The sequence below is a fragment of the Candidatus Margulisiibacteriota bacterium genome (assembly GCA_041658645.1).
GTDB lineage: Bacteria > Margulisbacteria > WOR-1 > O2-12-FULL-45-9 > XYB2-FULL-48-7 > JBAZZV01.
Map to the genome: position 1 here is coordinate 91,651 of JBAZZV010000003.1, position 22,079 is coordinate 113,729.

Consider the following 22,079-nt stretch of genomic DNA (forward strand, 5'->3'; position numbering starts at 1 on the left):
ATAGGAGCCAAACAGATCGCCACGGAGGGACCATGAAAAACATCATTCTGCTCCTGCTCCTCCCCGCTCTTTTGATCAGTCCGGCCTGGTCGACTGATCTCCCGCTGCTAGGCGGCACGCTGAACGCGAACTTGTTGATCAACACGACCAGCGTTTCCTTGCGGGATTCCCTGGATTCGATCTATTTGGGAACGCTCAAGGCCGGGTCGGGGCTCGGTTTCGGCGGCGAAGCCGCTCTTTTTTATCCGCTGGCGCCCGGGGTCAAGGCGGGACCGCATTTCATCTTCAACTATTCTCCGCTGGCCACCACCTGGCACGATATGCAGCTCTTCCAGACCTCGCTCGGCGGCATTGTCGAACTCAATTTTGACAGCCGCAATTCAGTCTCCGCTTTTGTTGATTACAACCTCGGTTGGTTCAGCGCTCAGCAGGAGATCAGCTCGGTTGCCGGCACGCCGGCCCCGGCAGGCAACTTCAGCGGCGGGATCCCCGGCCTGATGATCGGGGCTAAGACCTGCACCAAGCTGACCGACGCGATGGGGGTCGGCGTTTATTACCAGCTCGGGATATTGACGCTGGCCGGGGTAAAGTACAAGACGACCGGCAACCAGAACGCCTGGATGGACGCCGCGATCAACTTCAGCCAGTTTGGCGTGACGGTCAATTTTTAAAAAACAGCGCGGTCCTCAACTCATTTAATATTGAATAATTGTGATTTCTTTTGTCATTGGATTTTGAGAATTGGCGATTAACTGTCCCCCAACCCCCTAGTCCCCGGCACCTAGTCCCTGGTACCTCTCCCAATGTTGACACCCCAAGATGGCGGTGGGAGAATATTTCCGTGCCCAAAAAACTGTTGCTCTTTTATCTGTTCCTTTCCCTAACCGGAGGTGTATTAGCCATGGCGCAAGCCCCCAAACCTAGCGAGACCGGCAAGATCAGTCTCTATGAACCCGGCCTGGGAACGGTCGTTGTTATTGACCGGGTGGTCAAGAGCGACCGGGAGTGGCAGAAGCTGCTGACGCCCGAACAATATGAAGTGACGGCCAACAAGGGGACAGAGCGGCCGTTCACCTGCACGTTTGAGAAGATCAAAGAAGCCGGCCTTTACGAGTGTGTCCGCTGCGGCACGGCACTGTTCAAAGCCGGGACCAAGTTTGAGTCGGGCACCGGCTGGCCGAGCTTTTACGAGCCAGTCTCCCCGCTCAACATCAAGGAGCGGCCGGACAATTCGATCGGTATGAGCCGGACCGAAGTCCTCTGCTCCCGCTGCGACGCGCATCTTGGGCATGTTTTTAACGATGGGCCCCGGCCTACGGGGAAGCGCTACTGCATCAACGGCGTCGCCTTGCAGTTTGTCCCTTTTGGCGCGGCAGCCAAACTCCAGCAGGCAACCTTTGGCGCCGGTTGTTTCTGGCACGTGCAGGAAGAGTTCGATAAGGTCAAGGGGGTCAAGGAGACGGCGGTCGGGTTTGCCGGCGGCACGGCCCCCGACCCGAGTTACGAGCTGGTCTGCGGCGGGAATACAGGCCACGCCGAGGTCATCCACCTGAAATATGATCCAACGCAGGTCAGTTACGATGAACTGTTAAAGGTTTTCTGGCAGATCCACGATCCGACGCAGCTCGACCGCCAGGGGCCGGATGTCGGTAAGCAGTACCGGTCGGCGATCTTTTATTATAATGATGAACAAAAAGCCACCGCCGAAAAGTCGCAGCAAGCGGAGCAGAAAAAGTATAAGCAGCCGATCGTAACCGAGATCGTCCCCGCTGCCAACTTCTTCCGGGCCGAAGAATATCATCAAAAGTATTTGCAGAAGCGGGGTCAATAATTCTGGCGCTCCGCGTTTCGCTTAACGCCTTACGAAACGCGCTTCGCCACCGCATAACGCCCCTCGCTCCCCCACCATTGACACCCCAAGATGGTGGTGGGAGAATATAAGCAAGAACACAATAAATAGTAAATATGAACTATAAATTATATAATATCCCTTCCGAGCTTTTATTTAATATTCATAATAATAAAGCTAAATTAGCCTTCTTTTTGTTTGAAAAATATGTAAACGGAGCAATAATTCAATGGGATCGGATTAATACTTTAAATTCCATCCTCAACAAGTTGGCCAAAACAGTAAACACAACAAAGCTTATGGTCAGAAGAGAGTTCTGGCAAAAACACGAAATGATGTTTTTAGATGTGCATTACTATTTTATTTGCGGAGATAAAGTAGATAAATTATTTCAACTTTTTTGTAGTTACGAAGAGGATCCCTTACTAAGGCCGTTAAAAAGACAATACCTCAGAAAACTCAAAATATTTAAAGAGGCAAGAGACATGATCGAGCACATTGATAAGAATGTAAAGAATAACTGTACAGATCTTGGGAATATCATTAATGACACATACACCTTCGGGGGCAAAAAGTTTGATATTAGCAAAAAGGGATTGAATTCACTAATAGATTTATATAACGCTGTTATTGAATTGCTAAAATCGCGAAACAACACTAGAATCTCTTCTCAATCCTGATCTCCCGACCCCACCATTGACTCCCAAAGATGATGGTGTGATAATCTCCCCATGAGCAACATATTGACATCACTCACCACATCGGTGGAATCACTATTATTAATCCTTCTAGGCGTATTTCTTTTATGTATTTGTTTGTCACTATTAGCATATTGTTTCTATATATTTGCTAGCTCTTGTAGTATTCCTCCCTTTAACCTTTTTTTCTACTCATCTGAATGGCCATATTCCAAGTTTACCCCCTACTATAGATTTCGCAACGTTGTAGGACCGATCAAAGTCTTTGCATCCCTTGGTTTTCTTGCCATTCAAATATTCGGCTTATTTTCTTTTCTGTTCTTTATCAAAGATGATAAAACTAGAATGATGTTAGCAACTATAATGTCCATACCCTTTTGTTATATTTTGATGAGTTCTTACAATTATTATACAAATCTTGCAAAACATAATTGGGATGAGACCGTGAGACGAATGGAGGAAGATTGGGCCAAATTAATTAAAGAAAACAATAGTTACAGTAAATATCGTGATAAGTTTGTAAAAATGCGACTTGCCAAGGGTATGTCACTAAAATATATTATAGACAATATTGACGAAGAAGGCCGCTAACATCTTTGCCGCAACCAGTCCTATGACAGTACTGACCATCCAGTTAACACCCAAAGATGGCGCTAATAATCATCCTTCATACAGCAAAACACTCCTCAATGGCAATCGTGCTATTAAAATATTTCATGTTTAATTTGTTTAATATTTTCTTGGCCTCATTTTTTCCGCCACAACACATTTCCTCTGTGGCTATAGTAATAAATGGAGATCGATCAATTATATCATTTATAAACTTATCCCCTTTCGGATTGAACTCAAAATCATAAAATTGGTCTTGCCACGCATAATGCCTGCCTCTCCAATCAAAAGTAAAATAATCCAAATCGATATCTAGCAATATTTTAGTGCTTTTATCCATGCGAAAACCATTTTCTGGCCTATATTCCCATTTCAACGCATCCCACAATTGATTCAATTCTTCTTTACGAGCAATATCATTTAATTTGCCTTGATTGTCAAATTGCCCCTCTATCATCGTTAATTCAAATATTTTACCTGGAAATTGCTCCAGAATATTGGAACCAAACGAACCCTCCCCCACATATATAAACCTATTAATTAAGCTCTCCTCCATTAAAATGCTTATCCAATCATCATTGTTTTTACTTAAATTATCGCGACAATGCCGATATAAATCATTAAAAGTGGTGATTGTTTTCATGTTATTGGCATTTTCACAATGTTTGCCATCGAGATGTTTATCAAGGCACAAAATATTAATATTTGAATCGATAATGTTTAGTTTATTGGCCTGCCAAATAATCGGAACAATGAATCTATGGTTTTTATAAATAATTAAAGGTTTACTACCAAAATAAAACACCTTATAGCAATTAAGTTTATTTATCTCTTCAGTTAATTTCTTGCAGTCATCTATCATAAATATAAACAAATCTTACACCCTTGATAGTAAAAGGCAAGCTAAATAGTTAACCTCACCACCCCACCTGTCCTCAGCTCAACCTGCCCCAACTCCGGCTTCAATAGAAGAGCCAACTTCGGTAAAAACGGCAAATGCCCGGCGATTAAGATGGTTTTGTCGGTTTCGCGGAGGAGTTTCGCGATCGGTGTTACGGGGTCGTCGGGTTTGAGTCCCTTCTTTTCAATTACCTTAACCACATTCAAGACCCGGGCCAGGATCTCGGCCGTCTGTTTAGCTCGCAACTTACCGCTGTGCCAAATCTCGGAGACTTGCGCTCCTTCGGCCAAAAGCTCCTTGGCCGTCGCCTCCACTTCGGCCTGACCTTTGGCACTTAGAGGACGAGCGGGGTCGGTTTCGGCCGGGAGAGCTTCACCATGACGGACGAGATAGACCAGCATCAGCCGATCAACCCCCGGGTGAACCGCTTCGGAGTCACATAATTCATGCCAAAGCTTTGAACCCGGCTTAGCCGATAATTCTTCGATCAGCCGTTCCAGCTGATCGGCATATGCTTGTCCGGACGGGGCCTGCTTTTCCATCGCCATGTTGGCGTAGGTCCTGGCAATCATCATTTTTGCCACCCGCTCCGCCTGCCGCCTGACCTTCTCTGGCACCGACCCACGGGAAACAAGAGCGCCCAAAAAATCACATTCCAGCACACCGGCGATCCTGACGATCGTCTTTAAACTGCTCGACGCGGCATCTTCTTCGATCCGGGAAATAACCGACTGCCCAACCTTCAGTCTTTTTGCCAACTGCGCCTGGGTCATTCCTAGCGTCTCTCTGTAATCTCTCAATCTTTGGCCCAGTTTCTCGATCGGGACCAAAGCGCCCTCTTGGGTTGCCCTTGATAGTTGATCGGTCTTTAATTTGTTTTTTACCTTGGCCATTATTTATCCCTCCCTGCTTAAATATGACTTATATGTCATATTTTCATATCAATATTATGACCTATATATCATATCGCGTCAAGCGGTAATTATCTTGTATCGCACGTAGCGGTCGCGCGAGGTCGGTCTCGGCCGCTACCAATTAAATTAACAGTGAAATTTTCCGATCACCCATCCGATAGAGAGATAGCTTTCTGATCCAGAATCAAGAAGCAATTTTTTAAGGGGGAAGAAGAAAATGATCGATAGATTAACAGGTTCAACGGGCCCCGGCGTCCACAAATGCGGCGTAGTTTGGCAGGCGTCCGATCTGGGCCTGGCCGCGAAATTAAATTCGGGAGCCAGGATCGTGGCTTTGCGGCTGACCGGCCGCCTGCGCAGTGTGCGCGATAAATTGGAGTTCGCCGTCCCAACGCTCTTTAATACTCATGGTTTTGCGGCCGGGCTCGGCTTAAACGAACTGAAAGTTCAGGAAAAAATCGTCGCGGAAATCAGCCAGGTGACCGGACTGAACGTTTGTTTACTGGACTTGAGCGAAGGCCGCGAAGTGCTGGAAGCCCCCAGATTGGCGCGTTTCCGTCAGGCGCTAAAACGGAACAATATCTCATCGTTCGCCACCCAGGTTTCGAGCAATCCCGACCTGGGCTGCCGGCTCCACGGAAATATCCTGGCCAACGGCGTGGCCGGCGGGATCACTTATTTTAAAGGGAACACCCCGACAAACGTGTCTTCCGCCGAATTCGGACTGCTCCTGGTAGTCCGCGATAAGTAACGGGCAGCGCTAAAGACCCGGCCCCTGGCGCGGCGCCGAGTTCGTTGCTATAATCAGGGCAGAGTGAAACCGCTTAATTTCCAGGAAATCATTGCCCGATTGAACAGTTACTGGGCTGACCAGGGCTGCGTTATCCGCCAACCCTACGACATCGAAAAAGGGGCGGCGACAATGTCCCCCGCCACTTTCTTCGGCGCCATGGGCCCGCAACCGTGTAATACCGCCTATATCGACCCGGTCCGGCGGCCGACCGACGGCCGCTACGGCGAGAACCCGAACCGCCTCTTCCACTACTTCCAATATCAAGTCATCATGAAACCGTCGCCCTTAAATATTCAGGACCTCTACCTCGATTCGCTCCGGGCGATCGGCATTGAACCGGCCAAGCACGACGTCCGCTTTGTCGAGGATAACTGGGAATCCCCCACCCTCGGCGCTTGGGGAACGGGGTGGGAAGTCTGGGCCGAAGGGATGGAGATCACCCAGTTCACCTACTTCCAGCAGTGCGGCGGGTTCGACTGCAAACCGATCCCGGTCGAGATCACCTACGGCCTCGAGCGGCTCGCCATGTTCATCCAGAAAGTCGACAGCGTCTATAAGATCCAGTGGAACGACACCGTCAAATACGGCGACATCTATTTACCCCAGGAAAGACAGCATTCCAAGTACAATTTCGAGACGGCCGACACCTCCGCACTCTCCCTCCTCTTCGGCATCTACGAGAAAGAGGCGCTCCGCCTGCTCAAGAACGGCGAGGTCCTCCCGGCCTATGACTATATTTTAAAGTCATCCCACGCTTTTAATATTCTCGACGCGCGGGGAGCGGTCTCGGTCTCCGAGCGGATGGCGTATATCTTGCGGATCAGGAAGATGGCGCGCTGGTGCGCGAAAATATATGTGGAGGGACTGACACCATGAACCTCCTGCTCGAGCTCGGTTGCGAAGAGATCCCGGCCCGTTTAATGCCGGGGTTCTTGGACGACTTGCGCCTAAAAACGACAGAGAAACTGGCCCGCGAGCGGCTCACCTTCGAACAGGTCGTCACGCTGGGGACGGCGCGGCGCTTAACTCTCTTCGTGGCGGGCCTGGCCGGCCAACAACCCGACGTGACCGAAGAGTTGAAAGGCCCGTCGGCTGAAGCCGCTTTTGATCCGTCCGGCAAGCCGACCCCGGCGGCGCTCGGTTTCGCCCGGAGCCATCAGATCGACCTCAAACAGCTGACTGTCCGGACCCTCAACAACAGAAATTATGTTTTCGCCAAAGTGGTCCGCCACGGGCAGAAAACAGAAAAGCTCCTCTCCACCCTCCTCCCCGAGATCATCTCTTCACTCCACCAGCCGCTCGCCATGCGCTGGGGAAAACTAGACTTCAAGTTCATCCGGCCGATCCACTCGATTGTCGCTCTCTACGGCAAAAAGGTCATTAAGTTCGAGCTGGCCGGCATTAAGTCCGGCAACACAACTTTCGCTCATCGCTATTACCCCTCTCCCTCTGGGAGAGGGGGGAAGGTTAAGGGTCAGCGGGTGAGGGCTGCGGAGTTATTACCCTACAAAAAACAACTTTTAAAGCTCGGCGTGGTCGTCGATCAGGAAGAAAGAAAGCTGTTGATCAAGGCGCAGGTTGAGGCGGCGGCGAAAAAGGCGGGCGCGGTCGCGCTGGTCGACGAAGGGTTGCTGAACGAAGTGACCTTCCTGGTGGAAAACCCTGTTGTTTATGTCGGAACGTTCAGAAAAGAGTTCCTCGACATACCTCAGGAAGTCCTGATCACCTCCATGAAGAAAAACCAAAAGTATTTCCCGTTACTAGAACCGCGAAGTTCATTCGCGGGTTCCAATCTAAGGCCGATGTTCGCGGTGGTTACCGACGGCTGCAAGAATAAAACCGTTGTCGCCGGGAACGAAAAGGTCCTGACCGCCCGGTTGACCGATGCCCGCTTTTTCTTCGAGGAAGACCAGAAACAGCCGCTCAAGCTCCGCCTCCCCGACCTGGCCAAGGTCGCCTTCTTCGAAAAGCTCGGGAATATGCGCCAGAAGGCGGAACGGATCGGCCAACTGGGCGAGTGGCTAGGCCGGCGGCTCGGGCTCGAAGCTAACGACCTGAAAGTCGTCCACCGGATCGCCGAATTGTGCAAGGCCGACCTGACGACCAAGATGGTCTTTGAATTCCCGGAACTGCAGGGAGTGATGGGGCGGGAATACGCCAGGACCTCCGGGGAAGAAGGGGCGGTGGCCGACGGCATCCTCGAACATTACCTCCCCCGCTTTGCCGAAGATAAACTGCCGGGGTCGCTGACCGGGACAGTGGTCGCCCTGGCTGACCGGTTCGACTCGCTGGTCGGCTCCTTTGCCGCCGGCTATATCCCGACCGGCTCGGAAGACCCTTACGGCCTCCGCCGGGCGGTGCAAGGGATCATCCGGATCGTCGGGGAAAAGAAGCTCGATCTCCTGCTCGATGAGACGATCGAGCATGCCTACAAAGGCTATGAAGCGCTCTTGCCCGGGAACCCTAACCTCTCCCAGCTCAAAAAAGATATCCTTGAATTTTTCGTCGGGCGCCTCCGCCCGATCCTGGTCGACCAAGGGGTCCGCCATGACATCGCCGAGGCCGCGCTGGTCAACTTCAACGATATCCTCGATACGCTGGCCAAGGCCGAGGTCCTGAACCGGCTGGTCGTTGAGCCGTGGTTCCCCGGCGTGATCGCCTCGGCCGACCGCCTCTCCCGGATCGCGGGCAAAGCACCGCGCGATCAGGTGCTGGAACACGACCTGGTCGAACCGGAAGAGCAGGAGCTCTACGCGCTTTATCTCAAAGTTAATTGGGAGGTCAACGAGCGGATCAAGAAAGAAGAGTGGACCGCCGCCGCCCGGGAACTCTCCCGCCTAACCGACCCGATCGAGGCCTTCTTCGATAAAGTCCTCGTCATGCATAAGGACGAACGGTTAAAACTGAACCGCCTCGCCCTCCTCAAGTCACTCGAGAAATTATATCTGGCTGTCGCCGACTTCAGGCAGATAGTTATTGAAGGAAAGAAATGAACCTCAAACTTCCAACCTCAAACTTCAAAACAAATATTAAATCACAAATAACAAATCTCAAACGTTTGGGTTCTTCTGTTTTGGTATTTGCCCTTTGTTTTGAAGTTGGATGTTTGATGTTGGAAGTTCCTGCCCAGGCCAGCTATATCAGCCTGAACACCGCGCTCTCCTCGAAAGTCCAGGGGAAGAACTTAAAGGTCATGATCTCGTCGACCAACAAGGGAGATGAGTCGGCCTATAACCTCCGGGCCGAAATAAAAGTCGCCGGGCAAAGCCTGCTGGCCGAAAAACGGCCGGAGCTCCCGGTCAACACCGCCTATCAGGCCCAGTTCGACGTCCCGCTCACCCATCAGGTCCCGGGGAATTATCCCCTCCTCCTGATCCTCCACTATACCGACGCCAACCAATATCCTTTCTCCGCCCTGTCGGTCCAGACTTACGCCTTCGGCCGGGAAGCTCCCTCACCTATCTTTGGCCAGGCTAAAGCGACCGCTTTTGCCAAAGAAGGGGAGCTCCGCTTCACGCTAAAGAATTTGGGCGAGAGCGAGGTCCGGGCAAAGACTTATCTCGTCGCGCCGCAAGAATTGAGCATCAGCCAAGAGAAAGTCGAGCTGGTCCTATCCCCCAAGTCGGAAGGGAGCGCCAGCTTCAAGCTCAAAAACTTCTCGGCCCTCAACGGGAGCACCTACCAACTTTTTGCCGTCACCGAATATGAGAGCGGCGGCCTTCATTACACCAGTGTCGCCCCGGGGACGGTCAAGATCACGGCGGAGGAGTCGCTCCTCGGCCTAAGCTATATTCTCATCTACCTCCTGCTCGCCGCCCTGGTCATCGCCTTCATCGCCGCCCAATTCATCAAGAAAAAGTGAAGGAAGAGCGGTTAGACACTGCGAGGAAACCTGCGAATAAACTTCGCGGTTTCCTCGCGAGTTGGAAGCCGCGACGTTCAGTCGCAGGATTCCAACTCTCTTTCGAGTCCGTCGCCGATCTGGTAATTCTGGCGCTTATTCTGGTCTTCTTCTTAAGTTTCTTTGCCCCGAACCAGCTTTTTTCCAGCACGATCACGACCGGCGGCGACACCGGCTCGCACTATAATACCGCCGTCTATCTGAAAGAGGCCCTCCTGCCACAGGGGAAGATCATGGGGTGGATGATGGGGAATTATGCCGGCTTCCCGCTCTTCTACCATTATTTCCCTCTCCCCTTCGTCCTGATGGCCGGCCTTAGTTTTATTTTGCCGCTGCAGATCGCTTTCAAGCTCATTTCCGTTCTCGGGATCTTTCTCCTCCCGCTCTCCATCTATTTCTCTTTCCGGGCGCTAAAGTACGACTTCCCGGTCCCGATCACCTCCGCCCTCTTCACCCTCCCCTTCCTCTTCAACGAAGCCAACAGCATGTGGGGGGCCAATATTCCGAGCACCCTGGCCGGCGAGATCTCGTACAGTCTCGGCATCTCACTCGCTTTTCTTTTCTTCGGGACGCTCTATGCTGGGATAAGGGATAAAAAGTGGATTATCCTGAACGGCCTGCTGGTTTGCCTGCTCGGGCTAAGTCACGGTTACTCGCTCATTTTTGGCTTGGTCATCGGCTCGTATTTTCTCTTCAGCCGGCAGTCGTTCAAAGACAATCTCTGGTATCTCGTCCGGGTCTTTGGCCTGGGAACGCTCCTGCTCGGTTTCTGGTTCCTCCCCTTCCTCGCCACCCTCCCCTATGTCACAGAATACGTCACCGCCTGGTATATCAAATCGATCTTTGAGGTCCTCCCCCGCGTCTTGATCCCGGGAGCGATCTTAAGCCTCCTCGCCATCTTTCTCAACCTATTTGACCGCCGCACCTGGTATTTTATTTACACTATCGCCCTTTGCCTCCTCCTCTATTTTCTCGGCCCCCGGATTGGCGTCCTCGACATCCGCTTCATCCCAATTTTACAGATATTTATCGCCATCTTTGGCGCGACCCTCCCGCTCGTCTTCCTCAAGGAAATGAACTTCAAGCAGGCGCTTCCCGGGATACTCCTCCTCTCCGTCATCCTCTGGACGGCGGTCAACGTTACTTTCATTAAAGGGTGGATCGCCTGGAACTACAGCGGCTTTGACGGCAAGAACACCTGGCCCCTCCTGCAACAGATCAGCACCCACCTCCGCTCGCCCGACAACGGACGGGTGGTGTATGAACACTCGCCACTCCATAACGCCTTCGGCACCGAGCGGGTCTTTGAGTCGCTCCCGTTATTTGCCCAACGGAACACGCTGGAAGGGCTCTACATGCAATCCTCCCCCAGCTCGCCGTTCATCTTTTATATCCAGTCGGAAGTTTCCAAAGTTTGTTCCGGCCCCTTCCCGCAGTACCAATACACCCATCTTAACCTGCCGACCGCTTTGCCTCACCTCCTCCTGTTCAACGTCGCCCAATATATCGTCCGGACACCGGAAGCCAAAAAGGCGGCCGCCGAGACCCCGGGCTTTCAACTGGAAAAAACATTCGGCGAATACCAGATCTATCGTCTAACCGGGAACGACGGGCATTATGTCGTTCCACTGCGGTACGAGCCGGTCTTCTTCCGGACAGATAAGTGGAAGCTGGCCTCATTCGACTGGTTCCGCAATTACACCGGTGACGAACCTTTCCTTGTTTTCCGGGACGACCCTCGCTTCAAAGAGAAGGCGAGCGATTTGAGCGCTCTCCCCAAAGTACCGCTGAAGATGGCCCAGCCGGAGATCAAAGAGACGATCAAGAACGAAGAGATCATTTTCGACACCAACCTGATCGGCCAACCCCACCTGATCAAAGTCTCCTACCATCCCAACTGGCAGGTCGAAGGGGCCGACAAAGTCTATTTCGTCTCCCCGTCATTTATGCTCGTTTATCCCCAACAAACTCACGTTAGGTTATACTTCGGCCAGACGATCTGGAACTATCTGGGGGAGGGAATGACCCTGGTTGGGCTTATGTTGGTTCTGTTCTCCCTCATCCGATGTGTTAAAGTTTCGCACCTTCTCTTTCCCTCATCCGATCCGCCAAAGTAGTGCACCTTCTCCCAGGGGGAGAAGGTGTTTCGCAAGGCGATATACCCTCTCCCTTTGGGAGAGGGTGAGTTAGCCTCAGCGTCATGGGTGAGGGCGGGAGAAGGTGTTATGCAAGGTAACATACCCTCTCCCTCTGGGAGAGGGTGAGAGTCTTTAGCACCATGGGTGAGGGCTGTTTCGTCTTGCTGACTCCTTGTTTAGCTTGTCGGTGATTGGTATAATTAACTTTACCCATGTCAGAAAAGCCTAGGCTATCGCTCGTTATCCCGGTCTTTAATGAGGCGGAGAATCTCCTCCCGCTCCATGCCCGGCTGGCCAAAGTCCTCAAGAACAGCTACGAGATCATTTTCATCGACGACGGGAGCACGGACAACTCGCTCCAAGTCATTACCACCCTCCATAATCAGGATTTCAAGGTCAAAGCGGTCAGTTTCTCGCGTAACTTCGGCCATATGGCCGCCCTTTCCGCCGGCCTGGATGTCGCGCAGGGTGACGCGGTCATTATGCTCGACGCCGACCTCCAACATCCGCCGGAATTGGTCCCGGAACTGGTCCGGCAGTGGGAGAACGGGGCCGAAGTGGTCAACACGATCCGCCAAGAGACCAAGGGGGCCGGGCAATTGAAAGGGTTAACGGCCGGTCTCTTCTACTGGCTGATCAACCGGATCGCCAAGATCAACCTCCCGGCCGGTAGCGCCGACTACCGCCTCCTCGACCGGAAAGTGGTCGATACGTTGAAAAATGTCCGCGAACGCTCCCGTTTTCTCCGCGGCCTGATCAGCTGGATCGGTTTCCGGCAGACTTTCGTCGAATACGAAGCGGAGGCGCGAACCGCCGGCCAAAGCAAATACTCCTTCGGGAAAATGTTCTCCTTCGCCCTGGACGGGATCACTTCTTTCTCGGCCGTTCCACTGCGCTTATCTACCTATCTCGGTTTGGCCGTCGCCGGCCTAAGCTTCCTCTACATATTATATGCGGTCTATATCCGCCTCTTTACCAGCCGGGCGATCGAGGGTTGGACCTCGGTCCTGGTCACGGTCCTCTTCATCGGCGGGATCCAGCTGATCTTCCTCGGGGTGATCGGCGAGTATTTAAGCCGGGTCTTTGAAGAGACTAAACAGCGGCCGCTTTATATCATCAGCCGGCAGATCGGGTTATGACCGACCGGCCGCCAACCTTCGCCGAAACCATCGAGAATTATCGCGGGTTGCTCCGCTCATTTATCAATTGGCTAAAAAGCTTGGGCCAGCCGCGTTACGCCTGGTTCATCGTCCTGGCGGCGGTCGGCTACTACATTTTCACCTTCTCGGCTTATTCTATCCTCCTCCATCAGACCTTCCAGACCCAAGCCTTTGATGCCGGGATCGAGGACCAGGGAGCCTGGCTCCTCTCTCAATTCTCCGCTCCTTTGGTCACGGTCCGGGGGTTGAACATTTTTGGCGATTCGATCACCCTCTATCATTTCCTCGCCGCGCTCGCTCTCCGGCTCTTCCGCAGCATCAATAGCCTATTTATTCTCCAGGCGCTGATCATCGCCCTGGGCGCGGTCCCCCTCTTCTTCTTCGCGCGGAAAGAATTAAAACACGATTGGCTGGCGGCAACCGTCGCCCTGGCCTACCTCCTCTATCCCGCTCTGCAAAATATGAACCTGGAGCAATACCACCCGGAAGCTTTTACCGTAACCGCCATGGTCCTGACCCTCTTTTTTCTTCAGGAGAAAAATTACCGGTATTATTATCTTTGGCTCGCTCTAGCCTTGATCGCCAAGGACGAGGTTTCGTTGACCGGGATCTTCCTCGGCCTTTACCTGGTCCTCTTCAAAAAAGAATACGTACACGGTTGGTGGACCGCCGGCTTGAGCCTGGCCTGGTATCTCCTCTGTTCGCGCCTCTTCCTGCCGTTCTTTAATGAGGTCGGGATCTTCGCCGCGCAACCGCTGACCTACTCCCACTGGTTCCGGGGATTGATGGCCAACTTATTCAATCCGCAATTTTATCTGCGGCAAATTTTCAGCCCCGACAGCCTGGCCTATTATTTTGGCCTGCTCGCCCCGCTCGCCTTTATTCCGCTACTCGGCCCGGCCTATATGTTCCTCGCCCTCCCTTCGCTCGGGTTGAACGTCTTGAGCGGGACAGGCTATATCCGCTCGATCTATTATCATTATAATTATATCCAGACAGCCATTTTGTTTTTCGCGCTGGTTGACGGCCTTAAATTCCTCCGGCGGCGTTTTTTTGCCGCAGACAAAGCGGTCAAATTTCTCGGTTGGCTCGTCCTCGTTTTTGCCCTGGCCGGCAATTTCGCCTTCAGCCATTTTCCCCTGCCGCGCCAGCTCCCTCTGTTGCTGGAGCGCGGAAACATTTACTCTGCCAAAGCCAACCAGGCCAGACTGGACGCGCTCCAACTTATCCCGGCTGACGCCAAGGTCTCCGCCTCTTCGGCCTTTGTCCCCCACCTCTCCCATCGCCGGGAGATATATCTCTTCCCCAACCCTTTCCGGCCAACGCTCTGGGGACAATGGTTCCAAGAAGGGAAAGGTTTACCTCCGGCGCTCGGCCATGTTGACTACCTGGTCATCGACCAACCTAATCTCTCTGCGGAAGACGGGGAGATCCTGGCTTATCTGGTCGGCTCCGGACGGTTCGCTCCGCTCTATGAGCGGAGCCAAACCATGGTTTTGAAAAGAGTTCCGCGCCAGGAGCCGGGCCGGCCCAGTGTTACTTATCGCCTCACCGGACCACCCAACAGACCCCAGGGAAATATCTCTATGCTCTACTTTCCGGAGTCGAATTACTATTTCCGGAACGTGCTGGGCGAAGAAGTCCCCCCAGAGCGGCCATGCTCGGTCGAGTTCACCGGCTTTCTCCTTCTGCCGGCCGGCGGCCGGTATAGTTTTTTGGTAGCTAGCCCCTCCCGTTGTGAGTTGACTGTCCAGGGAAAAAAGATCGCCGGCCCGGCAATTTTGGCCGCCGGCATTTATCCTTTTCTCCTTAAATATGACAATAACGGCGAGCCGTTCGGTTTGAAGTTCATCGTCTTGCCACCTCACGGGAAAAAATATATCGTGACCGACGGCGATCTGCCGGCGGGGAATGGGCCGGCCATTTTCCGGGAGAGGCTCCGGCAACTGGCTCTGGCCAGCGGGCAAGGCCAGCCCGAATTGGTCAAGAACCCAGGCTTTGAACAAGCGCTCGTTAACAAGCCGGCCGGTTGGCTGGTGGAATGCTGGCAGGACGATAAAGCGCAGTGCGAGTATCTGCTTCGACCGGGAGCCAGGTCGGGACGAAACTGCGCCATGGTCCGGCACGACGGCACCGCCGATTCGCGCTGGGTCCAGGAAGTTAAGGTCGAGCCCGATACTACCTACCGGCTGGCCGGCTGGGTCAAGACGGCCGGCGTCGGCCCGGCGGGGACCGGGGCTTTTCTGCAGATCGCCGGGACTTCCCTCCGGACCAGGATCTTGCGGGGGGATAATGATTGGACCTTGCTGGAAGTGACCAGCCGCACACCACCGAATGCCGAACGGGTTAAAATAGAGTGCCGCCTCGGTGATTTTGGGGCGACGACCAAAGGGACGGCGTATTTCGACGAGATCAGTTTAAAAAAGGTGCCAGCATGGCCAAAGTGATCGTCATCATGCCGGCGTATAACGCCGAAAAGACGCTGGAGAAGACTTTTCGGGACATCCCGGCCGGATCGGTCGATGAGGTCCTCCTCGGCGACGATTGCTCGAAAGACCGCACCGTTGAGATCGCCCGCTCGCTCGGCATTCGCGTCTTGCGGACCCCGCGCAATCTCGGCTACGGCGGCAACCAGAAGATGCTCTATAAGGAAGCGCTGGCGAGCGGCGCCGATGTCGTCGTCATGGTCCACCCCGACTGGCAGTACGACGCGACTAAAGTCCCGCAGATGGTCGAACCAATCCTCCAGGGGAAAGTAGACATTATGATGGGATCAAGGGTCTTAGGCGGTAAAAGAGAAACGCTGGCCGGCGGCATGCCGCTCTACAAGTTGGCTTCAAACAAATTCCTGACCTTGATCGAAAACCTGACCTTTCGCCTCAACCTTTCGGAGTATCACACCGGTTTCCGCGCTTTCAGCCGGAAACTGCTGGAAACGATCCGCTTTGAAGACGATTCCGACGACTTTGTCTTTGACACCGAAATGCTCGCCCAAGCCGCCGCATCCGGTTTCAGGGCCGGCGAGATCGCCGTCCCCTGCCGCTACTTTGCCGAAGCTTCGGAGATCAACTTCTGGCGGAGCACCGTCTACGGCCTGCAAACGCTCCGGGTCTGCGGCCAGTATCTCCTCCATAAACTGGGCCTGGGAAAGTTTGCACTGTTCCAGCCAAAGTGCTAAAATCGCCCCCAGAATGAGCGCGCGCGGGTTTACCATCATCGAAGCCGTTATCATGATCGCCGTGGTCGGCATCCTTTCGGTCATTACCGTCATCGTCATCTCCGGCTCGATCAGCAACATTCAACTGGGGAGCGCCGGCGATAAACTGGCCGCCGACCTCCGCTACGCCCAGTCGATGGCCGCCGGTGAGGGGCAGTGGTACGGGATCAGTTTTGAGGTCAATCCGACCAATCGCTACACCCTCTACACGACGACCGGCACCGTCGACACGGTCGTCAACGATCCTAACCAGAACGGCCACAGCTTTATCGTCTATATCAATACGCTTTTCAATGTCACTCTCAATGCAACGATTGAAGGGGGCCGTAAAGTTGAATTCAGCCCGCTCGGCACGCCGTACGCGGATAAAAATAATCCTACCGGGATCTCGAGTGAAGGGATTGTCACCCTGACCCGGGGGACCAGCGGCCGGACGGTGCGGATCACCCCCAACACCGGGAGGATCTATTCTCAATGACGAATAGAAAAGGATTGACCCTGATCGAAACGGTCATTGGCCTGACGGTCATTGCCGTCGCCTTCTATTTATTGATCGCCATTTTCATCACCCTCGCCCCCCGCACCGCCCGGGTCGAGACCCTCAACAAGAAGGTCTATCTCGCCCAGGAAAAAATGGAAGAATACCTGGCCCGCTCTTTTGCCCAGACGGTGACCGGTGAAACTTCGGGCGCTTTTAGCGGTTCTTTCTCCAACTACCAGTACCGGATCATCGTCACCCAGGTGGCGACCGGCGACCTGAACACTGCCGTTGGCTACAACACCCCGTTCAAGAACGTCAAGGTCCGGGTCTGGGGCGGGCAGCCGGACGCCGCCTCGACCGTCGAAGTGGTCAGTTTGGCCATCTCTTATGAAATTCAATAATAGATCTGGTTTCACTTTGATCGAAGCGGTGATGATCTTCACCCTGCTCGGCATCCTCGCCTTCGGGATGTCGGCTTTTATCGTCGAAGCGCTGCAAGGCTGGGTCACGGTCAGCGGCCGGGAAGCGGCGGTCGGCAACGCCCGGCGGGCGATGGACCGGATCACCCGGGAGCTCCGCCGGATCAAGAAACCGGAGGACATCCAAACGATGGAGCCCTCGCGGATCCGGTTCCTCGACCTGGACAGCGCGGCGATAACTTTTGAAGCGAGCGGGACAAACCTTTTAAGGAATAGCGACACCCTGGTGACCGGCCTGATCAGCCCCGAAGGGCTCCGCTTCACTTATCTCGGGTCGACCGGCGAGGTCGCCGCGGTCAAGGAAAATGTCCGAAGCATCCGGGTCTGGCTCTCCCTGGGGAGCGGCCCCCGGGTCGCCACGCTGGAATCCGCCGCCAGGATAAGGAACTTATGACCAAGAAAGGCCAGGTTATCGTCGCGGCTGTCTTCGTCCTGGTGATCGTCGCCCTCCTCGGGATGATCGCTGCCTCGATCTTTTCCGGGGAGAGCGTTTCGGCGGCCAAAAACCTGCACGGGATCCAAGCGCTCAACGTGGCCGAGGGAGGAATGCGTTTTACCATCGTCACCTCGCTGGCCGCCGATACCGACTGGTCGAACAATGTTGATTTTGGCCCGGTCAATCTCGGGCCTGGCACATTTTCCGTCAACTACGTGAACAGAGGGACCCAAGAATGTACCGTTGAGGTGACCGGGACAGTAGCGGGCGTCAGCCGCACGGTCCAGGCTAAGTTCAAGAAAACCGGCGGCGGCTTGGGCTCGATCGCGGACTCGTACGCGATCTACATGGGGGGGGGCAGCGGCGCCGTTATCGGCAATAATAGCGAAGTTAACGGCAATGTCTTTGTCTACGGCAATCTCATCATGGGCGGCGGCACCACGATAACGGGCGACGCTACCGCCACCGGCACGATCATTGGCGGCAGCGTTCTCGGCGAGGAAGAAACCTACGCCGCTCCACCCACCACCCCGCCGTCGCTGGAAACCAGCTACTACAACGCCCAGATCAACATCGCCAATACCACCCCAACCTATACCGGCAACCGGACGTTCAGCGGTCCGCTGTCTCCCGACGCCTATTATGTCAAGGGCAATGTAACTCTGGATACTCTGACGCTGACCGGGATCACAACCATTGTGGCCACCGGCACGATCATTTGCGGCAACAACAAAACGATCGGCGACTATTTCACGGCGATCGCCAGCCGCGAGATAATCGTCGGCAACAACAGCAACATCGGTGAGAGCGGCCTCTGGTATTCGGACAAGAGCATAACTATCGGCAACAGCGGCGACATCGCCGACGTCACCTCCGGCGCCGGCACTTCTTTTATTACTCCGGGAAATTTTGTAGCCGGTAACACTTTCGCTTCCAACGGGCTTATCTTCGCCGGCCAGGCTCTCGTGGTCGGCAACAATTTTGACTTCACCGGTCTGGTCGTCGCCCATTCGGTAACGATCGGCAACGACGCGGAACTGTCCGTCAATCCCAATGTTATTAATTTTGATGCCGTTCCGGGGATATCCGCTGGCTCGATCGGTACGGAAGGGTCTTTTGATGTCACCGGCTGGGGCGAGGTTTACTGAACCGCCCAGGCGTCGTCCCGGTAGGAAGTTGAATTGGTGCCGCCGGTCAGCCAGATCTTATTGTTAAAGAGTTCGCTGGCGTGGCGATAGCGCGGGCTGAACGTAGCGTTGCCGGCGACCAAAGTCCAGTCACTCCCGTCGACAGAAGACCAGACGCTGTTATAGACCGTGGCGCGGTTCTGGCCGCCAATGACCCAGATCCGACCGCTATAGACTACCGCGCAATGCCCTTCCCGGGTGGAGAACATGCTGCCAGCGGCCTTCGTCCAATTGATCCCGTCCGTTGAAGACCAGGAATCATTAAGCGTGTTGGCGCCATCATACCCGCCCGTGATCCACATTTGGTTATAGAAAACGGCTCCCGCATGGCGATATCTAGGGGAAAAACTTGCCGCGGCCGTCGCCTGTGTCCAGGTTACGCCGTCGGCCGAAGACCAAACGTCATTTTTATAACCGCCGCCGGTGGCCAAGCCGCCGATGATCCAGAGCTTACTGTTGTAGTTCAATATGACCGCGGCCTCGCGGGAGCTGAAGGGAGCATAACCAGCCAGGGTCCAGGCCGCGCCGTCAGACGATTTCCAGATCTCATTGTTGTATTTCGCGCCGGCCACCCCGCCGATCAGCCAGAGTTTTTGCCCGAGGCCGTCGTCAAAAGCCGCGCAAGCCGCGCCGTATCTTTTGGAGAAACCGGCCTCGGCCGTCGCCTGCGTCCAGGTCGCTCCGTCGGCCGACTGCCAGACATCGTTAAGATAATTGTGGCCGTCATAGCCGGCGAGCAAAAAGAGTTGGCTGCCATAAGCGACCAAGCCGTGGCCTTCGCGTCCGCTGAATTCCCCCGAGGCCACCTTGGTCCAAACCGCACCCACCCCGCCAATGCCGCCACTCCCGTCCCCGGCCCCGCCGCCGCTCACCGTGGTAGTTGTCCCGCCTGAAGTGGTCGTAACCGTGCCCGTCGTTGTCGTGCTAGTCGAGGCGATAGTAACCAGCGTGGCCGGCGGTGATTCCTTGATCGCGTAAGCGAACAACCCCGCCACCACCGCCCCAGCCGCTAAGGAACCCCGGTTCTCCGGTTTGAGCATTTCGCCGCAACCGCTCAAGAGAGGCGCCAGCGGGAAGATGAGCAGAAATATTAAAAAGGGAACCAGGTCCCGCGCTTTGATCATCACACCCCTTTTCGCCGGATATTATAGCACAGAGCCGTTTGACAAACCGTCTCTATCGGCTATAATGACGTCAATTATGGGTTCACGCTCGCTCCTGGGGATCGACTTGAGAGTGACCTCCGTTAAGGTGGTCGAGATCGACCGGCGGGATTCCGGTTTCACCCTGAAAAATTGGGGGATGACCGAGCTCCCCTACCAGTTGCTGGACAAACACCCCCAGCTCGAAGACGCCAAAGCCGACGCCCTGAAAAAAATCCTAATATCCAACCAGCTCCGCTCGCGCGAGGCGATCGTCGTCGCCGGCGGCAGCGACACTTTCGTCAAATTGTTCTCCCTGCCGGGACTCCCCCGGACCGAAGCGGCCGAAGCGATCAAGTGGAAACTGGCCGAAGAGCTCCCCTTTCCGATCGAAGAGGCGATCTTTGACTTCTACCCGATCACCAAGGGGCCTGCTTTCACCGAGAAAGTCGATTACCTGACCGCCTGCATCCACCGTAAATATTACCTGGAAGCCGTCTATATCCTGGCCAAAGCCGGGGTCAAACTGCTCGGGATGACCGTCCTCCCTGACGCCATCCAGGAACTTTTCCGCCCGGAACTGGTCAAGAGCGCGGACAAGATCACCTCGATCATCTACATGGGTAAGAGGACGACGAACATCAGCATCTTCCGCCAGGGGGAATTCGAGTTCAACCGCGAGCTTAACATCGGCGGGGAGAACCTCACCCACGCCATGTCGGGGGTCCTGGTTTCGCCCGAAGGGCGGGTCGAGCTGACGACCGAGGAAGCCGAGCGGATCAAGGTTGAGCACGGCGTGCCGGTCAACCTTGATGAATTCCCCAAGCTCGGCGCTATCCCGCTGACCCAGCTCCAGGCGATGGTCCGCCCCGCCCTGGAAAAGATCCAGAGCGAGCTCGCCCGGACCTTTGAGTACTACAAGGGGCAGACCGGTGAAGGGTCGGTTAACAGGATACTCCTGACCGGCGGCAGTTCGCTCACCCCCCACCTCAAGGAATTCTTAAGCGAAGCGCTCGGCATCCCGATCACCGCCCCGGAACCTCTCCCCAAGCTTAATCCGCGGCTGACCGCCGCTCTCGGGGCCGCTCTCTCCGGCGGCCGCCGGCTCAACCTGCTCCCGCCAGAGGTCAAATACCGCTGGAAATTGACCGCCCTGAAGTTCCTCAAGCCGCAATACCTGGTCGCCGCTTTTGTCGGCGCGCTCGCTCTGGTCTACGTCTTTTTCTGGCTGCAGGCCTTTACTCTGATCCACGAGCTGGCTGCCATCCAGAAAAAAATGGAAGAATACCGGCCGCGCATCGCCCGGCTCGATGCCATCGAAAAATCGTCCAAGGAACAGGAGCAAAGAAAATTGACCATGCGCACCTTTGAGAACAAGCGGACCAAGGTTTTCCGCACCTTCGAAGAGGTCAGCCGTTTGATCCCGCAGAGCGCCGCGCTGAACTCGTTCAACCTCAACGGCAACGACATCCATTTCTGGGGGATCGTCTTCCGGCAGACCGACACGGCCGAGAACCTCCTCTCCCGTTTCGTCCTGCGGCTCTCGACCTCCCCCCTGTTCGAGGGGGTCGGACTGGTCCAGGCGGCCAAGAACAGCGATTACGGGACCGAGGCGTTCAATTTTGAGATCAGCGGGAAGGTCAGGGAGAAATAATGGCGGCGCTCAAACTATCGGAAAGAGAACGCAATTTACTGATCATGACGATCGGTTTCGTCGTCTTTTACGTTTTCTACCAGTTTCTGCTGACCCCGAAATGGGACGAGATCACCATGCTCAAGGAAAAAGCGCGCAGCCAGCGCCTGGACCTCAAGATCGCCGAAGGGAAGATCAAGATCCTCGATGCCGTGGAGAAGTCGATCGGCATAATGCCGCAAAAGACCGAGCTGACCCGCGAAGACCGGGCGCTGGAAGTGCTCAAGATGCTCTCCCAGGCGACCGCCCACTCCGGCCTCAACATCAATTTCGTCAAGCCGCGGCTGGAAGAGAGCGGCGAGGGCCTGCAATTCACCCTCTCCTGTTCCGGGAAATACAAGAACTTCTACAATTTTCTCTATGTCCTTTACCAGTTGCGCGCCCTGATCCTGATCGACACGCTCGACATCACGTCGACCGGCGGCGCGTCGCCCGACCTGGACGTTAAAATGAACCTGACGGCCTATTATTGAACGGAGAG

General features: G+C 54.6%; 20 protein-coding genes. 17 read left to right on the plus strand and 3 right to left on the minus strand.

Annotation, left to right across the window (positions count from 1 at the left end; translation table 11 throughout):
- The first annotated feature begins 32 nt into the window (after positions 1-32).
- The 3 genes from WC903_03300 to WC903_03310 all read left to right on the plus strand — a co-directional run bounded on the left by WC903_03300 (position 33) and on the right by WC903_03310 (position 2,529).
- Positions 33-671: a hypothetical protein gene (locus tag WC903_03300; protein ID MFA5892973.1), complete on the plus strand. Its 639-nt coding sequence runs from the start codon at positions 33-35 to the stop codon at positions 669-671.
- A 170-nt stretch (positions 672-841) separates the two neighbouring features.
- Complete coding sequence (locus tag WC903_03305; protein MFA5892974.1) at positions 842-1,831, plus strand: bifunctional methionine sulfoxide reductase B/A protein; 990 nt, start codon at positions 842-844, stop codon at positions 1,829-1,831.
- Positions 1,832-1,965: 134 nt separating this feature from the next.
- Positions 1,966-2,529, plus strand: a complete 564-nt coding sequence (locus tag WC903_03310; GenBank protein MFA5892975.1) for a hypothetical protein — start codon at positions 1,966-1,968, stop codon at positions 2,527-2,529.
- A 685-nt stretch (positions 2,530-3,214) separates the two neighbouring features.
- On the opposite strand, the gene WC903_03315 is transcribed toward WC903_03310, so the two are convergent.
- Positions 3,215-4,018, minus strand: coding sequence for a hypothetical protein (locus tag WC903_03315; protein ID MFA5892976.1), 804 nt, complete (start codon positions 4,016-4,018; stop codon positions 3,215-3,217).
- Positions 4,019-4,059: 41 nt separating this feature from the next.
- A complete protein-coding gene (locus WC903_03320; GenBank protein ID MFA5892977.1) occupies positions 4,060-4,950 on the minus strand; it encodes a helix-turn-helix domain-containing protein in 891 nt (296 codons plus the stop codon).
- A 238-nt stretch (positions 4,951-5,188) separates the two neighbouring features.
- On the opposite strand from WC903_03320, the gene WC903_03325 reads away from it, so the two are divergent.
- The 12 genes from WC903_03325 to WC903_03380 all read left to right on the plus strand — a co-directional run bounded on the left by WC903_03325 (position 5,189) and on the right by WC903_03380 (position 18,724).
- Positions 5,189-5,722 (plus strand): hypothetical protein, encoded by a 534-nt coding sequence (locus tag WC903_03325; protein MFA5892978.1) that lies wholly within the window; start codon positions 5,189-5,191, stop codon positions 5,720-5,722.
- A gap of 63 nt (positions 5,723-5,785) precedes the next feature.
- Entirely contained in the window at positions 5,786-6,640 is an 855-nt protein-coding gene (locus WC903_03330) for a glycine--tRNA ligase subunit alpha (GenBank protein ID MFA5892979.1), read from the plus strand.
- Entirely contained in the window at positions 6,637-8,757 is a 2,121-nt protein-coding gene (gene glyS / locus WC903_03335; protein MFA5892980.1) for a glycine--tRNA ligase subunit beta, read from the plus strand. Before WC903_03330 ends, glyS begins: the two co-directional genes overlap by 4 nt.
- Positions 8,758-8,873: 116 nt before the next feature.
- The gene (locus WC903_03340; protein MFA5892981.1) at positions 8,874-9,626 is read left to right on the plus strand and encodes a hypothetical protein; all 753 of its coding nucleotides are present in this window, start codon (positions 8,874-8,876) and stop codon (positions 9,624-9,626) included.
- Positions 9,623-11,782: a 6-pyruvoyl-tetrahydropterin synthase-related protein gene (locus tag WC903_03345; protein MFA5892982.1), complete on the plus strand. Its 2,160-nt coding sequence runs from the start codon at positions 9,623-9,625 to the stop codon at positions 11,780-11,782. The genes WC903_03340 and WC903_03345 overlap by 4 nt, the downstream gene beginning before the upstream one ends.
- A gap of 233 nt (positions 11,783-12,015) precedes the next feature.
- The gene (locus tag WC903_03350; GenBank protein MFA5892983.1) at positions 12,016-12,942 is read left to right on the plus strand and encodes a glycosyltransferase family 2 protein; all 927 of its coding nucleotides are present in this window, start codon (positions 12,016-12,018) and stop codon (positions 12,940-12,942) included.
- Positions 12,939-15,410: a DUF2079 domain-containing protein gene (locus WC903_03355; protein MFA5892984.1), complete on the plus strand. Its 2,472-nt coding sequence runs from the start codon at positions 12,939-12,941 to the stop codon at positions 15,408-15,410. Before WC903_03350 ends, WC903_03355 begins: the two co-directional genes overlap by 4 nt.
- Complete coding sequence (locus tag WC903_03360; protein ID MFA5892985.1) at positions 15,398-16,141, plus strand: glycosyltransferase family 2 protein; 744 nt, start codon at positions 15,398-15,400, stop codon at positions 16,139-16,141. The genes WC903_03355 and WC903_03360 overlap by 13 nt, the downstream gene beginning before the upstream one ends.
- A 13-nt stretch (positions 16,142-16,154) precedes the next feature.
- Positions 16,155-16,658, plus strand: coding sequence for a GspH/FimT family pseudopilin (locus WC903_03365; protein MFA5892986.1), 504 nt, complete (start codon positions 16,155-16,157; stop codon positions 16,656-16,658).
- Positions 16,655-17,062 (plus strand): hypothetical protein, encoded by a 408-nt coding sequence (locus WC903_03370; protein ID MFA5892987.1) that lies wholly within the window; start codon positions 16,655-16,657, stop codon positions 17,060-17,062. The genes WC903_03365 and WC903_03370 overlap by 4 nt, the downstream gene beginning before the upstream one ends.
- Positions 17,049-17,534, plus strand: a complete 486-nt coding sequence (locus WC903_03375; GenBank protein MFA5892988.1) for a type II secretion system protein — start codon at positions 17,049-17,051, stop codon at positions 17,532-17,534. Before WC903_03370 ends, WC903_03375 begins: the two co-directional genes overlap by 14 nt.
- The gene (locus WC903_03380) at positions 17,531-18,724 is read left to right on the plus strand and encodes a hypothetical protein (protein MFA5892989.1); all 1,194 of its coding nucleotides are present in this window, start codon (positions 17,531-17,533) and stop codon (positions 18,722-18,724) included. The genes WC903_03375 and WC903_03380 overlap by 4 nt, the downstream gene beginning before the upstream one ends.
- Here WC903_03380 and WC903_03385 read toward each other — a convergent pair.
- Entirely contained in the window at positions 18,718-19,887 is a 1,170-nt protein-coding gene (locus WC903_03385; protein MFA5892990.1) for a hypothetical protein, read from the minus strand. The genes WC903_03380 and WC903_03385 overlap by 7 nt on opposite strands.
- Positions 19,888-19,963: 76 nt before the next feature.
- On the opposite strand from WC903_03385, the gene pilM reads away from it, so the two are divergent.
- Entirely contained in the window at positions 19,964-21,559 is a 1,596-nt protein-coding gene (gene pilM, locus WC903_03390; GenBank protein ID MFA5892991.1) for a pilus assembly protein PilM, read from the plus strand.
- Positions 21,559-22,071, plus strand: coding sequence for a hypothetical protein (locus WC903_03395; protein ID MFA5892992.1), 513 nt, complete (start codon positions 21,559-21,561; stop codon positions 22,069-22,071). The genes pilM and WC903_03395 overlap by 1 nt, the downstream gene beginning before the upstream one ends.
- Positions 22,072-22,079: the final 8 nt, after the last annotated feature.